The sequence below is a fragment of the Salinactinospora qingdaonensis genome, from assembly GCF_039539445.1.
In the GTDB taxonomy this organism is placed as follows: Bacteria; Actinomycetota; Actinomycetes; order Streptosporangiales; family Streptosporangiaceae; genus Salinactinospora; species Salinactinospora qingdaonensis.
Window position 1 is genome coordinate 1 of the sequence record NZ_BAABDD010000048.1, and the last position, 21,645, is coordinate 21,645.

18 protein-coding genes, 2 tRNA genes and 1 pseudogene are annotated in these 21,645 nt (G+C 68.3%); 7 read left to right on the plus strand and 14 right to left on the minus strand.

Translation table 11 applies throughout. The features are described from left to right. The 3 genes and pseudogenes from ABD848_RS23975 to rsgA all read left to right on the plus strand — a co-directional run. A pseudogene (locus ABD848_RS23975) lies at nt 1-488 on the plus strand (hypothetical protein); the annotation flags it as partial. Nucleotides 489-551: 63 nt separating this feature from the next. Continuing rightward, a complete protein-coding gene (gene aroA, locus ABD848_RS23980; RefSeq protein ID WP_344977140.1) occupies nt 552-1,826 on the plus strand; it encodes a 3-phosphoshikimate 1-carboxyvinyltransferase in 1,275 nt (424 codons plus the stop codon). After that, the gene (rsgA, locus tag ABD848_RS23985) at nt 1,823-2,809 is read left to right on the plus strand and encodes a ribosome small subunit-dependent GTPase A (protein ID WP_344977143.1); all 987 of its coding nucleotides are present in this window, start codon (nt 1,823-1,825) and stop codon (nt 2,807-2,809) included. The genes aroA and rsgA overlap by 4 nt, the downstream gene beginning before the upstream one ends. A gap of 35 nt (nt 2,810-2,844) precedes the next feature. Here rsgA and ABD848_RS23990 read toward each other — a convergent pair whose 3' ends face one another. Next, a complete protein-coding gene (locus tag ABD848_RS23990; RefSeq protein WP_425567694.1) occupies nt 2,845-3,561 on the minus strand; it encodes an HAD family hydrolase in 717 nt (238 codons plus the stop codon). Between the two features lie 137 nt (nt 3,562-3,698). Then, nucleotides 3,699-4,313, minus strand: a complete 615-nt coding sequence (locus tag ABD848_RS23995) for a TetR family transcriptional regulator (protein WP_344977148.1) — start codon at nt 4,311-4,313, stop codon at nt 3,699-3,701. Between the two features lie 137 nt (nt 4,314-4,450). Here ABD848_RS23995 and hisN point away from each other — a divergent pair, with 137 nt between their 5' ends. After that, nucleotides 4,451-5,257, plus strand: coding sequence for a histidinol-phosphatase (gene hisN / locus ABD848_RS24000; RefSeq protein ID WP_344977151.1), 807 nt, complete (start codon nt 4,451-4,453; stop codon nt 5,255-5,257). A 426-nt stretch (nt 5,258-5,683) separates the two neighbouring features. Here hisN and ABD848_RS24005 read toward each other — a convergent pair. The 3 genes from ABD848_RS24005 to ABD848_RS24015 form a co-directional block, all read right to left on the minus strand. Further along, a tRNA-Met gene (locus tag ABD848_RS24005) sits at nt 5,684-5,760 on the minus strand. 353 nt (nt 5,761-6,113) lie between these two features. Further along, nucleotides 6,114-6,190: transfer RNA gene (locus ABD848_RS24010), tRNA-Met, on the minus strand. Between the two features lie 141 nt (nt 6,191-6,331). Continuing rightward, nucleotides 6,332-9,370 (minus strand): UPF0182 family membrane protein, encoded by a 3,039-nt coding sequence (locus tag ABD848_RS24015; RefSeq protein WP_344977154.1) that lies wholly within the window; start codon nt 9,368-9,370, stop codon nt 6,332-6,334. A gap of 268 nt (nt 9,371-9,638) precedes the next feature. Between ABD848_RS24015 and ABD848_RS24020 the strand changes: the two genes are divergently transcribed. After that, on the plus strand, nt 9,639-10,310 hold the full coding sequence (locus ABD848_RS24020) for a PPA1309 family protein (RefSeq protein ID WP_344977157.1): 672 nt from the start codon (nt 9,639-9,641) through the stop codon (nt 10,308-10,310). 3 nt (nt 10,311-10,313) lie between these two features. Here ABD848_RS24020 and ABD848_RS24025 read toward each other — a convergent pair whose 3' ends face one another. The 3 genes from ABD848_RS24025 to ABD848_RS24035 all read right to left on the minus strand — a co-directional run bounded on the left by ABD848_RS24025 (nt 10,314) and on the right by ABD848_RS24035 (nt 13,115). Then, nucleotides 10,314-11,363 carry a YlbL family protein gene (locus ABD848_RS24025; RefSeq protein ID WP_344977160.1) on the minus strand — a complete coding sequence of 350 codons (1,050 nt, stop codon included), beginning with the start codon at nt 11,361-11,363 and terminating at the stop codon, nt 10,314-10,316. A 126-nt stretch (nt 11,364-11,489) separates the two neighbouring features. Further along, nucleotides 11,490-11,927 (minus strand): molybdenum cofactor biosynthesis protein MoaE, encoded by a 438-nt coding sequence (locus ABD848_RS24030; RefSeq protein ID WP_344977163.1) that lies wholly within the window; start codon nt 11,925-11,927, stop codon nt 11,490-11,492. Nucleotides 11,928-11,987: 60 nt separating this feature from the next. Then, on the minus strand, nt 11,988-13,115 hold the full coding sequence (locus ABD848_RS24035; RefSeq protein WP_344977166.1) for an NAD-dependent epimerase/dehydratase family protein: 1,128 nt from the start codon (nt 13,113-13,115) through the stop codon (nt 11,988-11,990). 88 nt (nt 13,116-13,203) lie between these two features. Between ABD848_RS24035 and ABD848_RS24040 the strand changes: the two genes are divergently transcribed. Together ABD848_RS24040 and ABD848_RS24045 are read left to right on the plus strand one after the other, a co-directional pair. After that, nucleotides 13,204-14,556 (plus strand): zinc-dependent metalloprotease, encoded by a 1,353-nt coding sequence (locus tag ABD848_RS24040; RefSeq protein WP_344977169.1) that lies wholly within the window; start codon nt 13,204-13,206, stop codon nt 14,554-14,556. Beyond that, the gene (locus ABD848_RS24045; protein WP_344977172.1) at nt 14,553-15,152 is read left to right on the plus strand and encodes an NUDIX hydrolase; all 600 of its coding nucleotides are present in this window, start codon (nt 14,553-14,555) and stop codon (nt 15,150-15,152) included. Before ABD848_RS24040 ends, ABD848_RS24045 begins: the two co-directional genes overlap by 4 nt. 142 nt (nt 15,153-15,294) lie before the next feature. Here the strand turns inward: ABD848_RS24045 and ABD848_RS24050 are convergent, their stop codons facing one another. The 6 genes from ABD848_RS24050 to ABD848_RS24075 form a co-directional block, all read right to left on the minus strand. Continuing rightward, nucleotides 15,295-15,924 carry a DUF2064 domain-containing protein gene (locus ABD848_RS24050; protein WP_344977174.1) on the minus strand — a complete coding sequence of 210 codons (630 nt, stop codon included), beginning with the start codon at nt 15,922-15,924 and terminating at the stop codon, nt 15,295-15,297. A gap of 306 nt (nt 15,925-16,230) precedes the next feature. Beyond that, a complete protein-coding gene (locus tag ABD848_RS24055) occupies nt 16,231-16,794 on the minus strand; it encodes a M48 metallopeptidase family protein (protein WP_344977177.1) in 564 nt (187 codons plus the stop codon). A gap of 432 nt (nt 16,795-17,226) precedes the next feature. Next, on the minus strand, nt 17,227-17,400 hold the full coding sequence (locus ABD848_RS24060) for a hypothetical protein (protein WP_344977180.1): 174 nt from the start codon (nt 17,398-17,400) through the stop codon (nt 17,227-17,229). Nucleotides 17,401-17,507: 107 nt separating this feature from the next. Then, nucleotides 17,508-17,786, minus strand: a complete 279-nt coding sequence (locus tag ABD848_RS24065; protein WP_344977183.1) for a WhiB family transcriptional regulator — start codon at nt 17,784-17,786, stop codon at nt 17,508-17,510. 692 nt (nt 17,787-18,478) lie between these two features. Next, the gene (gene tesB, locus ABD848_RS24070) at nt 18,479-19,324 is read right to left on the minus strand and encodes an acyl-CoA thioesterase II (RefSeq protein WP_344977199.1); all 846 of its coding nucleotides are present in this window, start codon (nt 19,322-19,324) and stop codon (nt 18,479-18,481) included. A gap of 65 nt (nt 19,325-19,389) precedes the next feature. Continuing rightward, a complete protein-coding gene (locus ABD848_RS24075; protein WP_344977202.1) occupies nt 19,390-21,501 on the minus strand; it encodes an ATP-dependent DNA helicase UvrD2 in 2,112 nt (703 codons plus the stop codon). Nucleotides 21,502-21,645 lie beyond the last annotated feature (144 nt).

The window sequence follows — 21,645 nt, forward strand, 5'->3', positions numbered from 1 at the left end:
TCGTGGCGATCATGCCCCGACCACCGCCCCTCTCCCACCGTGCACAGACCCACCCCCAACCGAAACCACCCCGCCACCACCCCCACCCACCACTTACCCTCACCGCCCAACGTCGCCACCGGCCCCCCAACGCACAGCACCGGTCTCCGAACCACCCCACCCACCGGCTGCTGTCGCCGCCTACGTTGCCGCCGGAAACCCCAGCCAGCAGTACCGACAATGAGGCCCGAGCCAGCAGCACCGACAACTCGAGGCCCCAGCCACCACCCGCCCCCGCCACCAGCACCCCCACGGGCGATCCCACCCGCCACCCCACCCACCGGCTGCTGTCGCCGCCCTGCGTCGCCGCCGGAAACCCCAACGGCCAGCACCGCCCCCTGCCCCCAGTCACCCGGCCCTCGCCGCCCCACGTTGCGGCTTCGGTTCCTGATCCCCAGCACCGATCCCCGAGCTACCTCCACCCACTGGTGGCCTGGGCGCTCAACTAACCAGAGGCGCGGCCGGCCTGTGGAAAGCCGCTTCCCCGAGTGCTTCCGGGCTACCCTGTGGACATGCCTAACTCCGCGCCCCACTGGCCCGCGCCCACCGCTACCGGCCCGCTAAACGCCACGGTGAGCCTGCCCGGTTCCAAGTCGATGACTAACCGCGCGCTCGTCCTGGCCGCGCTGTCTGAGACGCCCAGTGTCATCCGCCGTCCCCTGCGTAGCCGCGACACCGAACTCATGGCGGCGGCGCTGCGGGGGTTGGGCACCGAGCTCACCGACGCCGGACAGGACTGGTCGGTGACCCCTGCCGCGCTGCGCGGCCCCACCTCAGTGGACGTGGGTAACGCCGGCACGGTCATGCGTTTCGTGCCGCCGCTGGCGGCGCTCTGCAACGGTGACGTGTCCTTTGACGGCGACCCTCGCGCGCGCGAGCGGCCCGTTGGGCCGCTGCTGGCGGCGCTGCGGTCGCTGGGCGTCGACATCGACGACGGAGGGCGGGGCGCGCTCCCCCTAGTCATCCACGGACGAGGAACGGTGCACGGCGGCCCGGTCACCCTCGACGCCTCCGGGTCGTCCCAATTCGTCTCAGCACTGCTGCTCAGCGCCCCCCAGTTCGACAAGGGCGTCGAGGTGCGCCATGAGGGCGGGCCGATCCCCTCCCAACCGCACCTGGACATGACAGTGGCGATGCTGCGCGACATGGGCGCCCAAGTCGACACCTCCACTCCCCAGATGTGGCGTGTGGCCCCGGGCACGGTGCGCGCCGAAGAGATCGTCGTCGAACCCGACCTGTCCAACGCCGCCCCATTCTTAGCCGCCGCGCTGGTCACCGGCGGCAGCGTCACCGTGCGCGACTGGCCGCGCGAAACCACACAGCCCGGTGACGCGCTCCGGGAACTGTTCACCCGCATGGGCGGCGAGGTCTCCTTCGACGCCGCCGGGTTGACGCTACGCGGCTCCGGCGAGATCCGCGGTATCGACGCCGACCTGCGAGAAGTGGGAGAACTGACCCCGACCATCGCGGCGGTCGCGGCGCTGGCGGCCACACCTTCCCGATTGACCGGAGTGGCGCACCTGCGCCGCCACGAGACCGACCGCATCGCCGCACTGGTCGCCGAGATCAACGCGCTAGGCGGAGCCGCAACCGAACTAGCCGACGGTCTGACAATCCACCCCGCTCCCCTCCACAGCGGCGTATTCCACAGCTACGACGACCACCGCATGGCCACCTCAGGCGCCGTGATCGGGCTGGCGGTGCCCGGGGTCGAAGTGGAAAACATCGCGACCACAGGCAAGACACTCCCAGACTTTCCCGCGCTGTGGGGCGAGGTCGTGGCATGAAAGGGGGGCGGCGCTACCTCGACGAGGACGATGTCCGGGTTCGGGCACGCGGCGGCTCGCGACCGCGTACCCGGCGCCGACCCAAACACGAAGACGCCGAACAGGGGTTCGTGACAGCCGTCGACCGGGGGCGCTACCACTGCCTAGTAGGCGACCGCTCAGTCGTGGCGATGAAAGCGCGCGAACTGGGACGCGGCAGCATCGTCGTAGGCGACCGCGTAGCCCTCGTCGGCGACCTCTCCGGCCTGCCCGACACCCTCGCCCGCGTAGTCCGCGTCGAGGAACGCAGCTCAGTGCTGCGCCGCACCGCCGACGACACCGACCCAGTAGAACGGGTCATCGTCGCCAACGCCGACCAACTCGTCATCGTCGTCTCCCTCGCCGACCCCGAACCGCAGCCGCGGCTGATCGACCGCTGCCTAGTGGCCGCCTTCGACGCCGGACTCGCCCCGCTGCTGTGCCTGACAAAATCCGACCTCGCCGCGCCCGACGAACTCCGCAGCACCTATTCCGCGCTGGGCGTACCCGCCGTGACCATGCGCAAAGACGGCGACATCAGCGAGGTGCGCTCCCACCTCTCGGGGAAGTTGAGCGTCCTCGTCGGCTCCTCCGGAGTGGGCAAATCCACGCTGGTGAACATGCTCGTCCCCGAAGCCGAACGCGCCATCGGCACCGTCAACCCTGTGACCGGTCGAGGACGCCACACCTCCACGTCAGCAGTCGCCCAACCCATCGAAGGCGGCTGGATCATCGACACGCCAGGCGTGCGCAGCTTCGGCCTCGCCCACGTCCAACCCGACGACGTGATCGCGGGCTTCCCCGACTTGGCCGAGACCGTTACGGAATGCCCGCCCGGCTGCTCGCACACCACAGCGGCTTCCGGCTGCGCCCTCGACACCGAGACAGCGCAAAATCACCTCGACCCAGCGCGCGTGAACTCGCTACGGCGACTCCTGGCCAGCCGCGAAGAAACCGTGAACTGAGCCCCCTCGCCGGCTGGCCACCGGTGCCACTGCCCCTACTCCGTCACCGCAGGACTACGTACCCCGATCTCGTCGAGACGCTCCAGCATGTCACGCGGGTCGGTGTAAACCCGGTAAGCGCCGGTGCGCTCCAACTCCTCCCGACCGTAGCCGCCCGACAGCAGACCGATCCCCAAGCCGCCGGCCCGCCGCGCCGCCAACAAATCCCAGACACTGTCTCCCACGATCATCGTGTGGCGAGGGTCCACGTTGAGTCGCGCCGCCGCAGCAAGAAAAAGATCAGGGTCAGGCTTGGCGTGCCGCACCAGATCACGGGTGATCATCGGGGTGTCCTCGGGCAGCCCGAGCAGCTCCAAAGCCGAGCCCGCCGTTTCCCGGCGCCCACTCGTGGCAATCGCCCAGGTAACGCCGCGTTCAGTCAGGGTATGCAGCAAGTCCGCGGCGCCAGGCAGCGGACGGACGGAAGCGTGCTGCTTCAGATACTCCCGCGCGTGGGCACGCTGCAACGAGGCCGCCTGCTCCGCCGTCAGCTCGACGCCCGTTTCGCGGATCAAAGCGGCGACGAACAGGCCGCCGCTCATACCGATACGGCGGTGAATCCGCCATACCGACAGGTCGATGTCGAGTTCGGCAAGCGCGTTACGCCAGGCGATGACGTGCTGGTAGACGCTGTCGATGAGGGTGCCGTCGAGGTCGAACAGGAACACCGGGGGCACCGGGTCGGAATAGTTGATTTGCGTCGTCTCACTCACAGCCAATCAGTCTCATGACTGCCCCCGGAAAGGAAACTTCCAACTCGTCGTAGTCGGCGATATCACTACGGGAAGTGACACGGCACTCGTGGGAGCGCGCGCCAGAGCCGGTCGGGCAGCAGCGTGGTCTGGGACGGCTAACGTTGCAGGCTGGCCTGTTGCCCCGCCTCCCGCAGCATGCTTCCCACCACTGTCTCGACATGCTCGGCGGCCCGCTCGGAATCGTTAGGCAACAGCACGTAGGAGATCGTGAGCCGCAGTGAGACCTCCGCCACAGTCGCGGCCAAGTCTCCCAACTCCGGCCAGCGCTCGAGCAAAAACGCGGCCATCCGCTCCCCCAACGCCACATGGATCGGCTGGGCGCGGGTGGTGAGCACCGGCAGCAGCTCAGTGTCACCGGTGATGATGGCCCGCAGGAGGAGATTGTCGGCCGCGGCGGTCAATGTCCAGCGCGTCGCTTGGCCGACCGCGCGCACCGGCTCACTCTGGTACTCCATCAGGATGGCCACGACATGGTCGAGGAAGCACTCCCCCTCCCGCAGCACGACCGCCTGTAACAGCCCTTCTTTAGTGCCGAACTCGTTGTAGAGGGTCTGCCGTGACACACCGGCCTGCCCCGCGATGTCAGCCATGCGCATGCGCGCCCACCGGCCCGCGACGATCTCGGTGTAGGCGGCGTCCAGCAGACGCTCCCTGACACCGCGCCCGGACCGCTGTCCGGCAGGACGGCCATCCCCGCTGACACGAGTCATAGCCCTATGGTGGCACGTGCAACGCCTTGCCGTGGGGGAACCGGACCGGGTAAGCGGGGGGTTCGCCGGCTAACACTCCTGTCACGCAGGGGTGGCGTTCGGGTGGGAACAGACCGAACCAGGTAGCGTTACGCGGCATGGCGGCCTTTGACGACGACCTGCGTCTCGCCCACGTCCTCGCCGACGCGGCCGATGACATCTCGCTGAAGCACTTCCGGGATCTGGACCTCAAAATCGACACCAAGCCCGACCTCACACCGGTGACTGAAGCCGACCGGGCGGTCGAGGAGACGCTGCGAAGCGTGCTGTCGCGGGCACGACCGAGGGACGCCGTACTCGGTGAGGAATACGGCAAAACCGGCCACAGTCCCCGCCTGTGGGTACTCGACCCGATCGATGGCACAAAGAACTACGTACGCGGTGTCCCGGTGTGGGCAACCCTGATCGCCCTGCTGGAGGTCGACCGGCCCGTCGTGGGGTTGGTCTCCTCCCCGGCGCTCAGCCGCCGCTGGTGGGCTTCCAAAGGAGGAGGGACCTGGACGGGGCGCAGCCTCACCAAAGCCTCCCGCTGCCAGGTCTCAGGCATCACTGAGCTTGCGGACGCTTCGCTGTCCTTCTCGTCGCTGACGGGGTGGGAGGAACAGCACCGCCTGGAGCCCTTCCTGGGACTGACTCGGTCGGTGTGGCGCACGCGCGCCTACGGCGACTTCTGGTCGCACGTGATGGTCGCCGAGGGCTCAGTCGACATCTCAGCCGAGCCTGAACTGTCGCTGTGGGACGCCGCTCCCCTACCGATCATCCTGGAGGAGGCAGGTGGGCGCGCCACGGACCTGCGCGCCGGCGCTTTCTCCGACGGCGGAGCGCTGGTGTGCAGCAACGGTGCCCTGCATGACGCGGCGTTGACCCAGCTCAATGGGGGGCCGACGCCGCTGCGGCTGACCTGACCCGGTGGCGGGGGCTGCCGCTTCCGTGCGCCGATGGCAAAGCCTTAGGTTCTGTTTTCGAACGGCTGAGGCGGGGGCCGCGCCGGCTCGTGCCTCGATCGCTGCGCGATCTCGCCAACCCGCGACGCGACAGCGGACGCACTCACCCGCGTGCGCCCACCGCCTGTCCTCGCCGCTTTGGCCAAAACAACAACCTAGCCGCCGTCCGCGGCTAGTGGCGCGGAGCTGCCGAGCGGGGAGGAGGCCTCCAACAGCGGGAGGTGGGGCCAGCGGGTACAACGGTGGGTGGCGGCGAGGCTGGGGACCGCTAGAGCGGGACCGTGAGCACAGGCGAGCGCGAAACACTACGCCACCACGAGTTGGCGTAAAACACGAAAAAGGTCTGTCGTTTCCAACGAAAAATCTCGGAAACGACAGACCCTCGTCTGGTAGCGGGGACAGGATTTGAACCTGCGACCTCTGGGTTATGAGCCCAGCGAGCTACCGAACTGCTCCACCCCGCGTCGATGTGTCTTCAACACTAAAGAGCACGGCGCTGCTATGCAAATCGATGATCCCGTGCGCCGCACGTGCGACTGGTCACCATGCCGCTGTACCCCCGGGGCGGCAGCACAGGGAGGGCCCGCACTGTAGCTCAGCAGGGACGTTGCTCAGGGCTCTCGGCGAGACACGGCCGATGCGGGCGCATCCGAGCGAACCGACCACCGGGAACCAAAACGCACTCATAACCGCGCCGCGCCGCATTGTCATCGGACATGGGCGGCTTGCGTCCCCTCCTCAAAAAGGGAGGTCGCGTAAAACACGAAAAAGGTCTGTCGTTTCCAATGAAAAATCTCGGAAACGACAGACCCTCGTCTGGTAGCGGGGACAGGATTTGAACCTGCGACCTCTGGGTTATGAGCCCAGCGAGCTACCGAACTGCTCCACCCCGCGTCGATGTCTCCACAATAGCGGTTCACCGGCGCGAAACCAAATCAGCGGCGCGGGCGAGCTGTGGGGCCCGCCGAGCGTGCCCGGGTGAGGAGAAAATGGTTCCCCATCCGGGCACGCCCCGTTACAGGCGCGCGGGGCTAATCAGCCGCCCGACTCCTCTTGAGGCTGCTCCTCTTCGGGCTGCTCCTCTTGGCCGCCCTGCGCTGCTTCCTCAGCTCGCTGGAGGGCCTCTTCGAGTTTCTGATTGGCCTCGCCGTAGGCAGCGAAGTCGCCGTCCTGAAGCGCCTGCTGGCCTTCCTCGTAGGCCGCCGCGGCGTCCTCAAGAGCGGTGGCGAGGTCACCCGAGGGGGCGCCTCCCTCGCCTTCCTCTTGCTGCGGGCTCTCCTCGGAGCCCTCGCCTTCGGGCAGCGGCTCCTCACCGCCCTCGAACAGGTTGTTCAGGGCTTCTTGGAGGTTGCTGCCGATGGCGACCTCCTGACCGAAGCCCACGAGCACCTGTTGCAGCAGCGGGTAAGAGGCGTTGTCGCCGCCACCGGCCTGGACGTAGAGCGGCTCGACGTAGAGCAAGCCGCCGGCGAACGGCAGGGTGAGCAGATTGCCGTAGGTGACCTGCGCCGAACTCTGCTCCAACGGCAGCAGCACCTCACGCACGGCAGCGTCGGCCTGGAACTCGTTTTGCACCTGCCCAGGGCCGAGGATGACGGTGCTGCGCGGCAGCTCCAGCAGACGCACCTGCCCGTAGGTCTCCGACGTCGGATCACTGTCCACCGCCATGAACGCCGCCAGATTCTCGCGGTTCTGCGGCACGAAGGTGGAGGTGAGGGAGAACGTCGGCGCGTCGTCACCGGGGTAGCGCAGCGTCTGCCGGTAGGGCGGCTCTGGGTTGTTGCCGTCCTGGGCGGGGTCGCTGGGCACGTTCCAGAAGTCCTGCCCGCCGTAGAAGGCGTTGGCGTCGGTGACGTGGTAGCGCTTCAGGATCTCCCGCTGCACCTTGAACAGGTCATCGGGGTAGCGCAGGTGGTTCATCAACTGGTCGCTGATGTCCTCTTTGGAGGTGAGGATGTCGGGGAACGCCTTGGACCAGGTCTTGAGAACGGGGTCCTGGTCGTCCCAGTTGTAGAGCGTGACCTCACCGTTGTAGGCGTCGACTGTGGCCTTGACGGAGTTGCGGATGTAGTTGACCTCGTTGCCGGGCAGTGCGTCGACGGTGTTGTTGCCTTCAGTGAAGGTGTCGGTCGTGGCGTCGGCGAGGTCGATGGGGTTGGAGTAGGGGTAGCCGTTGGACGTGGTGTAAGCGTCAACGACCCACTTGATCCGGCCGTCGACGACGGTCGGGTAGGGGTTGCTGTCGACGGTGAGGAACGGGGCGACCTTCTCAACGCGGTCGGCGGGGTCGCGCTCGTAGAGGATCTGCGACTCGCTGTTGATGGCGCTGTTGAGCAGGATGTCGGGTTCCTGGTATTTGACCGCGTACAGGATGCGGTCGAACAGGCCGCCGATGCCCACTCCGCCGTCGCCGGCGTAGTGGTTGGTGGCCTGGCCCGAGTCGCCCCCGGTAGCGCCACCGCCTTCCTCCTCGGCGGGGCTCTCCTCGCCCGTGGGACTCTGCTCGCCCTCCTCGCTGTTTCCGGCGGGCGCTTGGGCGCTGTCGGGAGTGGGTGAGGCCAGCGGGGTCGGTGTGGCGGCGTCCTCGGTGGTGGGGACGTCCTCGGAGCTGGCGTCGAGCGGGTAGTCGTACTCGGGTTCGGCGTTGACGATGACGTATTCGGCGCCTTCGTTGCCGTAGTAGATGCGTGGCTCGTAACCGTCGCTGACCTGCGACAGCTCGCCTTTGGGCGGGATGCCGTACTCGGTGAAGACGGGGCGGCCCTCCGCGTCGACCTGGTTGCCCGCCGCGGCGACGATGCCGAAGCCGTGAGTGTAGACGAGGTGGCGCGTCAGCCAGTTGTCCTGACCTTCGGGCGGTCCTTCCAGCTCGCGCGCAGCGATGATGGTGTCGACAGTGCCCCCCTCGGGCGTGGGGTAGCGGTCGACCTCAAGCACGTTGGGGAACTGGTAGAACCCGCGGACCTGCTGGGTCTGCTGGTAGGTCTGGGAGACGACCGAGGGGTCGACCAGGCGCACGCTGGGGATGGTCGACGCCTCTTGGACCAGTTGCTCCTGGGTGAGTTCGGTCTGGGCGTCGTAGGTCTGGTCCTCGGTGTCGCTGAGGCCGTAGGCGGCGCGCGTGGAGTCGATGTTGCGCTGAATGTAGGTCGACTCAAGCCGCTGCTCGTTGGGGCGCACGGTGAACTGCTGGATGATGGCGGGGTAGATGCCGCCGATGAGCACGGCCGACAGCACCAGCAGCCCCAGGCTGACCATGGGGACCATGGCGTTTTTGAAGTAGATGTTGGCGAAGAACAGTGCCGCGCAGACGAGGGCGATGATGAAGAGGATGATCTTGGCGATCAGCACCGCGTTGACGTCGGTGTAGGAGGCACCGAAGGCGTAGCCGCGCTCGGAGAACACCAGCCCGTACTGGTCGAGCCAGTAGGCGGCGGCCTTGAGCAGGACGAAGACGCCGAGCAGCACTGAGAGGTGCACGCGCGCGGCAGGGGTGGCGCGCTGGCCTTGGGGCTGTAGGCGAACCCCGCCGTAGAGGTAGTGGACGATGACCGCCGCGATGAAGGCAATGATGATAGCGGCGAAGAGGTAGCCCAGAATGACCCGAAGGAAGGGGTAGACGAAGGTGTAGAAGGAGAGGTCGATCCCGAACTGAGGATCGGTGGCACCGAAGTCGGTGGCGTTGGCGAACTGGAGGTAGGTCTGCCAGTCTGAGCCCGCCGAGGCGCCCGTCAGCAGGGCGAGCCCGCCGACGATACCCCAGAAGAAGAGCTTGCGGTGCGGATCTACCGAGGCGCGGTAGCGGTCGAGCCCCTGTTGCTCCAGGAAGGGCGGGTAGACCGGCCGCATCCGGTAGGCGAAGTACATACTGGCCCCGACGATCAGCGCCATCACGAGGCCGGCACCGACGAACAGCAGCGCTCGCGTGCGTAGCTCTGTGGTGAAGACCGAGGTAAAGCCGACCGATTCGAACCATTTGTAATCGGTCCAAAAGTTCGCGGCCAGCATGATTCCTGCAATGATGACGACCACGGCCGCCGCGATGGGCGCGACAAGCCGCGATCGACGAGGCATACGCGCGTTGGGTGCGCCAGGCGTTCGGATACTCACGCCTCCCCCTCGTCATGGCTGTTGATGGTCGGGTATGCGGACATGGGGCGTCCTTTGTCTTGGCAACTTATGGAACGGCGCCATTGGTTCCCGGAACCACGCGCCGATGCATGTCGAGATGACATCGGTCCCGTATCGGCGTGGTCGCGCCGGGGCGGGAAGAGCCGGTGCCACCGCCACGACCCTACTCGGCACCGCACCATAGCCGCCGCTGGCTGCGAGGTCGCAGACCATGAAAGTTGGAGCTTACTCGCAGGTGGTGGGCTCGTGGTCCTCCGCGTCGCCGCGAGAACAGCCCACGGCCGCCGGTGTGCGAGGGCACGTGGTGGTCGGCGACACTGGAGAGATGGCTTTCAATATTCGTGATGCCGTGATGGAACTGGAGCGCCACGCGGCCGAGCAGGGGTGGGATCAAGCGCCGCGGGTCTACGCCCTGGTGGCGACGAGCGACCTGCTGGAGCGCGAGCCGCACCTGGCCGAAATTCTGGGCATATCTCAGCCTGTCAGCGAGGGGGACCTGACGCCGGTCGAACAAGAACCTCTCCCGCAGGAGATGGAGATCGACGCCGCCTTGGGCCGCATGGCCTGGCCCGAAGCGGTTACAGGGTGTGCGCTGGTCATGGAGGGCCTGGTGGCCAAGGACTCTAACGAGATGGCCGGCATGGAGGGGGTGGACGGAGCCGCCGACTCGGCCCGGCCCGACGGCGAGGCGAACGGGGCAGCGGGCCAGGGACGGCCCGCCACCGAAGAGGTCCGGATGGTCGCCGGAGTGCTGCGCGACGGGGAACGCTACTCGGCTGTGCGCATGCGCGCCTACGACAGTGAGGAGCACGTCCTCAACGGGACCGACCTCGTCCCCAACCTGACCTCAGCGCTGGCACTGACGTTGGAGGACGACGGCTGAACCTCACTCGCAGCGGGGAAGGTCGGCTACACCCTCACCGGTGCGGATAGCCGCAAGGGCCGCGGTGGCGTCGCTGAGCTTTTCGATACTGATGACCTTGAGCTCGCCGGTAGCCGCGGAGTCGAAGGTCTGCGAGCAGCTCTCCGCGGCGACAAAGAAGTACTCGGCGTCGGCGCGCTGGGCGCTGACCATCTTCTGCTCCACGCCGCTGACCCCGCCGACATCGCCATCAGCGTCGATGGTTCCGGTGCCGGCGATGCGGTGACCGCCGGTGAGGCCCTCCTCGCTGAGATGGTCCATGATCCCCAGAGCGAACATCATGCCCGCGCTTGGGCCGCCGATGTCGCCCACGCTGATGTCGACCTCGAAGGGGAACCGCATGTCGTTTCCGACCATCACGCCGATGATGGGACCGCCCTCCTCGGACTGGGTCGTTTCGATGGTGAACTCGCGCGTCTGGCCGTCCCTGACGATGGTGAGCTCCACCGGCTCGCCGGGCTGCCGGTCGCCCACGTCGGCGACGACCTCCTCCTTGTCGGCGACCGGTTCGCCGTCGACGTGGGTGATGCGGTCCTCGGCCTTGAGCGTGCCCTGGGCGGGCATGCCGTCATTGACGGAGACGACGACCGCGCTGACCTCGTAGTCGATCCCGAGCTGGTTGAACGCCGCGGCTGTGGCCAACTCCTGGGAGTCGTCCATCTGTAGGCTCTGCGTTTCGGCGATCTCGTCCATGCTGCGGCCCGGCGGGTAGAGCACCTCTTCCGGCAGCACGGCCTGGCTGGGCGACAGCCATGCGCTCAGCGCGGAGAACAAATCCATGCGTGCACTCGGACCACCGCTGTACTGCACGGTGACCATGGACAGCCCGCCCTCGTGCTCGTAGCTCTCGTGGCCCTCGACCTGGATGACGCTCTCGCCGTCCTGCTCGCCAAGCGTGTCGACCGTGATGCCGGGAGAGGCGATGAGATAGGGAACGGGCAAGTACATGCCGCCAACCGCCAACCCGATGAGGAGCACGGCCGCAACAATAAGAGTCACCGCGCGACGCAACATGTGGGCAAGCCTAAACGTGTTTCGTGGCTGCTGGGGTGCTGCCCCGCTCTCGCCGAAGCGATCCGCCGACGCCACCGTAGGGCCGCAGGCGAGACCGTACCGCCTACCGCGGCGGTGACAGCGGTGTCAGCAGGCCCCCACCCACTCGCTGTCGCCGTCGGTGAAGTTCTGGTGTTTCCAGATCGGCACCTCAGCCTTGATGTCGTCGATGAGTCGGCGGCACGCGGCGAAGGCCTCCTCGCGGTGGGCGGCCGAGGCGGCCACGACAACGGCGGTGTCGCCGATGGCGAGATCACCGACGCGGTGCAGCGCCGCCACCCGCCAGACCGGCCGGCCGTCGGCGGAGGTGTCGGCCAGGACCTTCTCCATGACGCGGCGCAACTGTGAGGCGGCGCTGGGGTGGGCCGAGTACGACAGGGCCGTGACGCCACGCCCGTGGTCGTGGTCGCGGACTGTACCGATGAAAAACGCCGTCCCGCCCGCACGAGGGTCACCGACCGCGGCGAGAACCTCGTCGATCGAGAGCGGCGCCGCACGCAGTTCAGCGAGGGCTATGGGATCCACACTCCGACGCTACCAAGTCGGTCCCACAGTCGGGATGACGCGCCGTTGGAGCGGGCGTGGTCAGTCCCTTCTGCGCCGGCGCAGCCGGTGCACCGCCGCTGCGGTGCCGATCGCGGCGGCAGCGGCGCCCGCGGCGCCGGCCGCGGTGATCGTCGCCTCCTTGCGCCCCAGACTGCGGCCGACGAAGGCGGGTTTGCCGCTGCGGGCCTCCAGCAGCTCGCGCAGCGCCTCGCTGTTGTCGTAGGCGGGGCGCCAACCGGCATCGCGCAGGGTAGCGCAGTCGACCACGCACGGGTAGACGAGGAACCTCAGTTCGCTGTCGGGAGCGGGGCGCCTCCGGTGCAGGCGCTGGATCGAGCTGAAGGCCAACTCGGGGGCCACCTCGAACTCGCGCAACTGGGCGATCCGGCACGCCTCGGCCTGACTGAGCGCCCCGTCGCTGCCCACGGCGATGACGCCCTCGGCGTTATCGACGCCCGCAGCGACCACGAAGGCCAGCGCGTCGACGAGATCCTCGACATGGCAGAACTGCCACGCCTGCTCACAGCCTTTCACGGCGAGCAGGCGCGGCGCGGAGAAGTGACGGCTCAGCAGCGTGTCGAGCTCGGGGCCGACGAGGGGGGCGGGCCTGACGACGGTGACCGAAAGGCCGGGGTGGGCGCGCCGGGAGAGCACGGCCAACTCCTCGATCTCGGCGAAGTCGCCGAGCAAGCTCGCCCCCGTCTGGGGGTGGGCCGGCGCGGACTCTTTGATGGGGATGGGGTTGGCCGGGTCGGCACCATAGACCATAGTGCTGGTGAGCAGGATCACGCGCTGCACACGCTCGGCCGCAGCCGCCGTCAACACGGTTTGGGCCCCACGGATGTTGTAGGCGCGCCGTTCGCGCGGGGAGGAATCTATGCGACGGTCGTCATCGGCGTGTACGAGGACGTCGACCTCGGCGAGCTTGCCGGCCAACCGGGGGTCGCGCGCGTCGGTGACGCGCCACGTGACCCCTTCGACGTCGCCCCGTTCCCCGTCGATAGCGACGACCTTGGAGATCCGCGGCTCCCGCTCGGAACCCGAGATGGTGGCCAGACGTTCGACGAGCAAGCGCCCGACTCCCGTGGCGGCTCCCGTGACCGCAACGACCAGTCCCGCGCCTGGCCCGCTGTGCTCTGCGCGAACCTGACCGAATCGAGTATCCACTCCGGGCGGCTCCCAGCTAACGTGACAGTGGAGACATTCCTATCCTGCCTGAGGTCTGATCGTGAGTGACCCACCTTTTGGTTTCAGCATGCCGAACGACCCCGACGACGAGTCGGGCCGGGGCTCGGGAAAGTCCGGCTCCGGAAGTGGCGGAGCAGGCGGGGAGTTCCCGGGTATGCCGGGCGGTTTCCCGTTCGGTGACCCGCAACAGATGGCGCAGATGCTGCGCCAGTTCGCCGACATGATGTCGTCGCAGAGTTCGTCCGGCGAAAGCACGGGCAGCGGCATCAATTGGGACATGGCAAAGAACCTCGCACGCCACAGCCTGACCGAGCAGGGTGACCCGAGTGTGGGGGTGATCGAGTACTCGCGGGTGCAGGAGGCCCTGCGCCTAGCCGACCTGTGGCTGAACGAAGCCACGTCGTTCCCGTCGGGTGTGCACTCGATGGAGGCGTGGAGCCGCTCGGAGTGGGTCGAGCGGACCATGGACACGTGGTCGCGGCTGTGCGAGCCGCTCACCGCCCGGATCGTGGAATCCATGGGGCAGAACATGCCCGAGGAGATGGCCTCCATGGCCGGCCCCCTGCTGGGGATGGTGCGCCAGATGGGCGGAATGCTCGTCGGGCAGCAGGCCGGTCAAGCCATTGGCGAGCTCGCGCGCGAGGTGCTGGGCTCGACCGACGTGGGGCTGCCGCTGGCCGGCGAGGGACGGGCCGCGCTGCTGCCCGCCGGCCTGGCCGCCTTCGGCTCGGGCTTGGAACTGCCCGAGGAGGAGCTACGGCTCTACATCGCGGCGCGCGAAACCGCCCACCACCGGCTGTTCGCCCACGCCCCATGGCTGCGCTCGCACCTGTTCAACCTGGTCGAGGAGTACGCCCGCGGCATGTCGTTCGACATGAGCGGGTTGGAGGAAAAGCTTGGCCAAATCGATTTGGCCAATCCCGAAGCGCTACAGGAAGTGCTGTCGGGCAGCGAAGGCGGCGAGGGACTGTTCCAGCCGCGCGACACGCCACAGCAAAAAGCGTCGCTGGCCCGCCTAGAGACGGCGTTGGCCCTGATCGAAGGCTGGGTGTCGGTCGTGGTCGACGCGGCAGTGGCCGACCGGCTGCCCTACACCCCGGCGCTGGCGGAAGCGATCCGGCGACGGCGGGCCACCGGAGGACCGGCCGAGCACACCTTCGCCACGCTGGTGGGGCTGGAGTTGCGCCCGCGGCGGCTGCGCGAGGCGTCGGCACTGTGGACCGCGTTGGGCGAGGCCCAAGGGATCAGTGGCCGCGACGCGGTCTGGGCCCACCCCGACCTCATGCCCTCCAGTGACGACCTCGACGATCCCGACGCTTTCATCCGTAGCCGCACCGAGGCCGAGGACATCGACATCTCCCAGTTCACCGACGACGCCGGAGGCGAGAGCCGCGGTCGGGACGAGGACGGCGGCGATTGAGCCTCCACGCCCACGCCCACGCGCTTTTGGCCACGTGGAGCGCACCTGACCCAGAGCAAGAGAAGCTGCGCCGCGCGTACCTGGACCACCTTGACCGCTACTCGGACGCCATGTGGCGGTCGTGTCTGCCCGGGCACCTGACCGCCAGCGCCGCAGTCATGACCGCCTCAGGGCGGCGCACGGTGCTCACCCTGCACCGCAAGCTCGGCAAGTGGCTCCAGGTAGGTGGGCACTGTGACGAGGACGACCCCTCGCTACAGGCAGCCGCGCTTCGGGAGGCCACGGAGGAATCGGGGATCGCCGATTTGCGCCTGCTGCCCGAGCCGGTACGGCTGGATCGCCATGCGGTCCCCTGCGGTGGCGGCTCTTGGCACCTCGATGTGCAGTTCGCCGCCGTCGCGCCGGACGGCGCGGCGCTCACCCGCGACGACGCGGAGTCGGTCGATCTGGGCTGGTTCGATATCGACGAATTGCCCCACCCTTCCGACGAGGCGTGCCAGGCCCTTGTGCGGGCCGCCGCAACAGCGGTAGCGACCATGGACGGGGCGCAGCGCTGCGCCCCGTCGCCAAGCGCCGCCGACCGCTCTCGCAGCTAGGTTGTTGTTTTGGCCAAAGCGGCGGGGACAGGCGGTGGGCGCAGCGGGTGAGTGCGTCCGCTGCCGCGTCGCGGGTTGGCGAGATCGCGCAGCGATCGCGGCACGAGCCGACGCCCCACCCCAGCCGTTCGAACAACAGAACCTAGCGGGCAGAGAGCAGGCCCCGGGTGGCGTCCCAGCCTTCCAGGCCCGGGTCGAGGTGGGCGACGTCGGCGGGCTGGCGCAGCCGGTGCCAGCCCGGGGCGGTTCCCAGCGCGCGGCGGGTGGGCCGGCCGGCGGCGAGGGCTGCCATCGCCTCGGGTGTGTCGAGGCCCGTGTCCGCAAGCCAGGCCGGGGGCGGCAGGTGAGCGGCCAGAGCCGTGAGGCCGCCTCCCTGGGCCGGTGACACGGCGATGTCGGCGGTGCCCAGCGCGCGAAACAGCTTGCCGATCAGCAGCGGCGGGAGGTCGGGCGCGTCGGCGGCGACGAGCACGGCTTCCTCAGCACCGTTCTCGGCCAGGACCTCCAGACTCCGTCGCGCGGCGGGAGCGCCCGCCACAGGTAGAACCGGTGTGCCGGGCCAGGTCAGCTCCTCGATCCGGGTGGCGCGCTCGACCAGCGCGCCATCCTCGGAAGCGCCCCACACGATCACCGCGGCATCGCACAGGCGCAAGCCGGAGACGAGATCATAGGTGTCCTCGACGAGAGCGGAAGCGTAGTCGGCCGCATCGACCCCCGGCGGCGGAGCCGCGCCGGTGGTGGGGGTGACGAGCACGGCAGCCGTACGCTTCACGTTGTTGTCCTTCCGCGGGGCGGGGCTCATGAGCACCTTCGACGGTACCGGGCCGGTCGGCATGGCTCGGCTCCACTCGCCGCGACACGACCATCGCCGGGGAGGCGGCGGTGGCCCCTATGGCGGTACCCGGCTGCGTTGTCGCCGGTTGACCGGCTAGGGTCTGTTTTTCGAACCGCTGGGGCGGCGGCCGTGGGAGTGTTTTCGTTCGCTCGTGCCTCGATCTCAGCAGCCTATGGGCGACAGTGGAGGCGCTCGCCCGTTTTGCCCACCGGCTGCCCTCACCGCCCCTTCCAAAAACAGAGCCTAATCCGCATCGTTCTCAGCGTCGTCAGCCGCCGCCTCGGTCTGGTCTTCAGAGAGGATGCCCAGCCGCGGGGCGGCGGCGACGCCTTCCAGGTAACCGCGAGCTCGTTCGGCCTTGGGGTAACGGCGCACGAGATCCCAGAATTCTCGGCCGTGACCGGGGATGATGAGGTGCACCAGCTCGTGCAGTAAGACGTAGTCGACGACCCAGGAGGGCATGCCGGACAGCCGGCGAGAGAGCCGGATGGACCCGTCGGCGGGGGTGCAGGAGCCCCAGCGGGTGTTCTGGTTGTCGACCCAGCGGACGCTGGTGGGAGTGACTCTGCCGTCAAGGTAGCGTTCGGCCAGCTCCAGCGCGCGGGCTTGGAGAGCGTCATCGCTGGGCCTGCGCCGTTGCTCCCGGGCCTGCAACCGCTCCAGCATGCGGTCCACCCACCGTTTCTCCTCAGCGTGGGAGAAGCTGGCGGGCACGAGGACGACCGTCTTGTCCCCATCGCGGTAGGCGGACACGGTCCGCCGGCGACGGGAGCTGCGCCGCACCTCAACTCGTGGGTTAAGAGCCACAAATTTACGTTAGCCCAGAGTTGACAGCCACCACAGGGGGTGGATGACGCCATTTGTTACCAAAATTCCTTTTGTGAGCCTTAGGACTTCTGGCAGTGGGCCCCATGCGGGGCCGCGACACCGGGCATGCTGGGGCCGATCGGCCCCAGCATGTCCGGATACGGCCACTTACCTCGGCAGCCGCCCCTCCTCGTACCACAGCCCGATGCCGATGTGGCCGTGGCCGAAGGCGCCGGCCTCAGAAAGACCGCCGTGTTTTTCGGCGCGCCGGGCTGCGACCGATGGTCGACAGGCGCCACAGACGATGCCGCCCGTTGCGGTATGGAGCGGGGGTGGCGGCTTTCCCGTCGCTCGCACCTTCTTCGCTGCGCTCGCTCGGCAGCCTCAAAGGTGAACACCCCCATCCACAGCTCTCGGGAGCCATCCGGGTGGCTAGCCCGGGCGCGACGGGCCGGGACGCCGTGACGGCGGCGCCGTGGCCCGCCGTGCCGCGCGGCGGGGGCCGTGGATCGCCCGACGCAGGCGGCGGGCGTTGATCCGGCGGCGCTGCAACTCGCGGTCGGCGTCGCGTCGGGGAGTGATCGAGCGCGCTTCGTACTGGTTCATCAGAAATCTTTCCCTCATATCGGGGTGTGGCGCGTGGAACGGGTGGGCCAAGGGTCGGCACGGGCCTCGCCTGGCGAGAGCCCGTGGGGCAGCCATCGGGCGCGGACTTAGGCGGCTACCGGAGCGGCGTTTTTACGAGGACGGCCCCGCGGACGCTTGCGGGCCACGACCTTGCCGGCGACGAGCAGTTGCCCGCCCCAAACACCCCACGGCTCCCGCCGCTCCAGCGCATCGGCCAAGCACTGCTCCCGCACGGGGCACTCGGCGCAGACCGCCTTGGCAGCCTCGACCTCAGCGGGGGCCTCGGCGAAGAAGAGGTCCGGATTCGAGCGGCAGGGAACCTCCACCTCCCCTAGCCACGGAGCTTCCAGGACCGACGCAAGCATCGGTGTCCTCCCTGTCATCCCTGTCATGTGTTCAACGCGGTAGGCGGCATGGGCATCCGGACGGGCATCCGGGATTGTGGGGCCTTGACCTGCGTCGGGACCTGCGGTGACCGATCTCGAGCAACATGCGAGAAACGGGAGGGCAGGACACTGAAAAGGCCGCGGCCCCTGTGAGGGACCGCGGCCACGGGATGATCAGCCGGTCGGGAAGATCAGACCGGTGTTCTCCGTGCACGTTCCCCCACTGCGTCCATGGGACGCTGGGGTGCTGCGAGCTCGATTTCGGTGCGGTGCCGGCTCATCGCCGCCCATTGCACCCGGTGAGCGATCGGTTCACCGGGCGTGAGGAAACGCCGGGGCCCCCGGCAAATGTGGGGTCCGGCATAGTGGAATCCGCTGGCGACACGCACATCACTGCCGCGCTCGGCGCTCCAGGCACCATCACGCAACAGGACATCGATATTCCTGCTCAGCATTTGATCGGAGCACCTCCTCTCCTAAGGAAGCCAGCGGGAGCCGATCCCGCGGCTGGCGCGAACATGACGGCGTCAAGACTAGGCGCGTCTACTGCCGGGGGCAACCTATTTTTGACCTGCGAAATTGGCCGCGATCGGCCAGCTTGCGAACGGGGATCGGCGAACCAGCGGCCACGCTTGCAGAAACGGCAAGGTCAGGACTATGGAACGACTGGCTCACCCGCGGTACTGGTCGTCTTCCACGAACCGGATGAGCCCTTCTTGCACCACAGAGCAGACCAGTTCTCCCGTGCGGGTGTAGATCAACCCGCGGCCGAGGCCACGGCCCCCTTCGGCGCTGGGGGTCTCTTGGGCGTAGAGCAGCCACTCGTCGGCCCGGAAGGAGCGGTGGAACCACATGGCGTGGTCGAGGCTGGCCATAGAGACACCCGAGAAGGTTCTGCCGTGGGCGAGCAGTACCGTATCGAGCAGTGTCATGTCGGAGGCATAGGTCATCAGGCACACGTGCAGCATCGGGTCGTCGGGCAGTGTGCCGTTGACCCTGAGCCAGATCAGATTCTCGGTCGTCCGCAGGGTCGGGTCCCGCTCAGCTTCAAACGACAGTGGCCCCACGGGGCGCATCTCGATGGGGTGCCAAGAGGCGAACATCGGAACCTTGCCAAAGGCCTCGAACAGCCGCTCACGCATGGTGGGCAGCTCCTCAGGAGGTGCGACGTCGGGCATCGGGGCCTGGTGGCGGATTCCGGGCTCGGTGCGGTGGAACGAGGCCGAGAGCGTGAAGATGGCCTTGCCGTTTTGCACGGCCGTCACGCGCCGGGTGGTGAAGGAACGCCCGTCACGGACCCGATCGACGTTGTAGACGATCGGGACCGATGGGTCTCCGGGGCGGATGAAGTAGGCGTGCAGCGAATGCACGTGCCGTTCGGCAGGCACTGTGCGGCCGGCAGCCACGAGTGCCTGTCCGGCGACCAAACCACCGAAGACGCGCTGCGGACCGCCATCGGGACTGCGCCCCCGGAAGATGTTGACCTCGATGCGCTCCAGATCCAACGTCGCGAGCAACTCTTCCGGGGACTGCGTCTCAGGGGGCGTATCGGTAGCGCTGGCCTGTTGGGGCGTTCTCTCGTTCACTGCGTCGTCCCTCTTCCCTGCGTGGCGTCGGCGTTGCCGCCCGCGGGCCTATCTCCCGCGCACAATGCGAGGACCGCCTCACCGTAACGTTGCAGTTTGACCGCTCCCACACCGGATATGCGGGCCAACTGGGAACTGTCCTGGGGCACGTGCTCGGCCACGGCGCGCAAGGTGGCGTCGGTGAACACGACATAGGGCGGCACCTGTTGCTCGGCAGCGGTATCGCGGCGCCACTCCCTGAGCCGCTCCAGCAGGTCCTCGTCGTAGTCGGCGGGACAGTCCGCGCACCGGCGCAGCTTGCGCTCTGCCGCCTCAAGCAGGGTGGCGCCGCAGATCCTGCACTGCGCCGCGGTCGGGCGAGTACGGCGCCCCTCACGCTGGTTGGCCAACGAGGGCGAAGCCGGCCGGAGCCCGTCCAGGAACCGGGAGGGTTTGCGGCTCTTCCGGCCACCGGGCGAGCGCGCCAGCCCCCATGACAGCGCGAGGTGCTCCCGGGCGCGGGTAACGCCGACGTAGAACAGGCGGCGCTCCTCCTCCAACTGCTCGGGGGTCTCGGCGTAGACGATCGGCAGCATGCCTTCGGTGAGACCGACGAGGAACACGGCGTCCCACTCCAGGCCCTTGGCCGAATGCAGCGAAGCCAGGGTGACGCCTTCGAACTCGGGGGCGTGCTCGGTGGCCACCCGCGCCTCCAACTCGGCGACGAAGTCACCCATCGTCGCGCCGGGACGGGCAGCGGCGACATCTTCGGCGAGCTGAGCCAGGGCCGCCAGCGACTCCCACTTCTCCCGAGCCTGGCGCCCCTCTGGCGGCTCGGGCGTGAGCCCCAACGGAGCGAGCAGATGTCGTACCGCCGTCACCAGCGACTCGTCGGGATGGTCGGCGTTGCTGCCCTGACGCGCCCCCCGCAGGGTGTGCACCGCGTGCCGGATCTCAGGCCGATCGAAGAAGCGGGTGCCGCCACGCACCGTGAAGGGCACGCCGGCGTCGGCCAACGCCTGCTCGTAGTTGGCCGACTGGGAGTTGACCCGAAACAGCACGGCGATCTCGCGGGCCGGCACGCCGGCGTCGATGAGGGCGACGATCCGGCGTGCCACAGACGTGGCCTCGGTGGGCTCGTCGTCATACTCGGTGTAGGAGGGATCGGGACCGTCAGGCCGCTGGGCCAGCAGCTCGATGCGGTGCCGGGCGGTCTCGCCCCGCGCATGGCGCAGGACCCCGTTGGCGACCCCCACCACCTGGGGGGAGGAGCGGTAGTCGCGCACGAGCCGCACGACGGTGGCGTGGGGGTAGGCCGCGGAGAAACCGGTGAGGTAGGCGGGGGTGGCGCCGGCGAAGGAGTAGATGGTCTGGTTGGGGTCACCGACCACGCAGATGTCGTCGCGGTCCCCGAGCCAGGCGTCGAGCAGCAGCTTTTGCAGGGGGTTGACGTCTTGGAACTCGTCGACCACGAAGTAACGGTATTGGGCGCGGACCTGCTCGGCGATCGTGGGGTGCTCGTTGAGCATCGCCGCGGTCAACTCCAGAACCGACTCGAAGTCGAGCAGGTTGCGCTCCCGACACAGCTCCTCGTAGGCGTCGAAGACGCGGGCCATGTCACGGGCGGCGATCGGGGCGGCGCGGCCGGCCTTGGCGATGGCCGCTTCGTAGTCGGCCGGCCGGACCTGGGTGACCTTCGCCCATTCGATCTCGCTGGCGACATCGCGCAGCCCGGTACGGTCGAGCTGGAGCGCGCAGGCGCGTGCGGCCTGCGTCACCACTTGGGCCTTGCTCTCGATGAGGGTGGGCGTGGGGCCGCCGACGACCTGTGGCCAAAAGTAGGACAGTTGGCGCAGCGCCGCGGCGTGGAAGGTGCGCGCCTGCACCCGAGGGGCGCCGAGGCCGCGCAACCGGCCACGCATCTCTCCGGCAGCCCGGGTGGTGAAGGTCACCGCCAACACCTGCTGCTCGGTGACGACACCGCTGGCCACCGCGTAGGCGATGCGGTGTGTGACAGCGCGAGTCTTACCGGTTCCCGCGCCGGCCAGGATGCACAGCGGCCCGCGCAACGCTCGCGCCGCTTGCGTCTGTTCCGGATCAAGCCCCTCAAGTACCCGGTCAGGCTCCATGTGGTGTTCGTCTCCCATCCGTGCGGTCGCCTACGCCGTTTCGTGGCCCGCGGTGCCGGCCCGCATCGCCGTGGCGACGGTCTCCTGAGCCACACCGGCGACTCCCGTGCGCCTCAGTGTCTCAATTGTGACTTCCCTCCCACG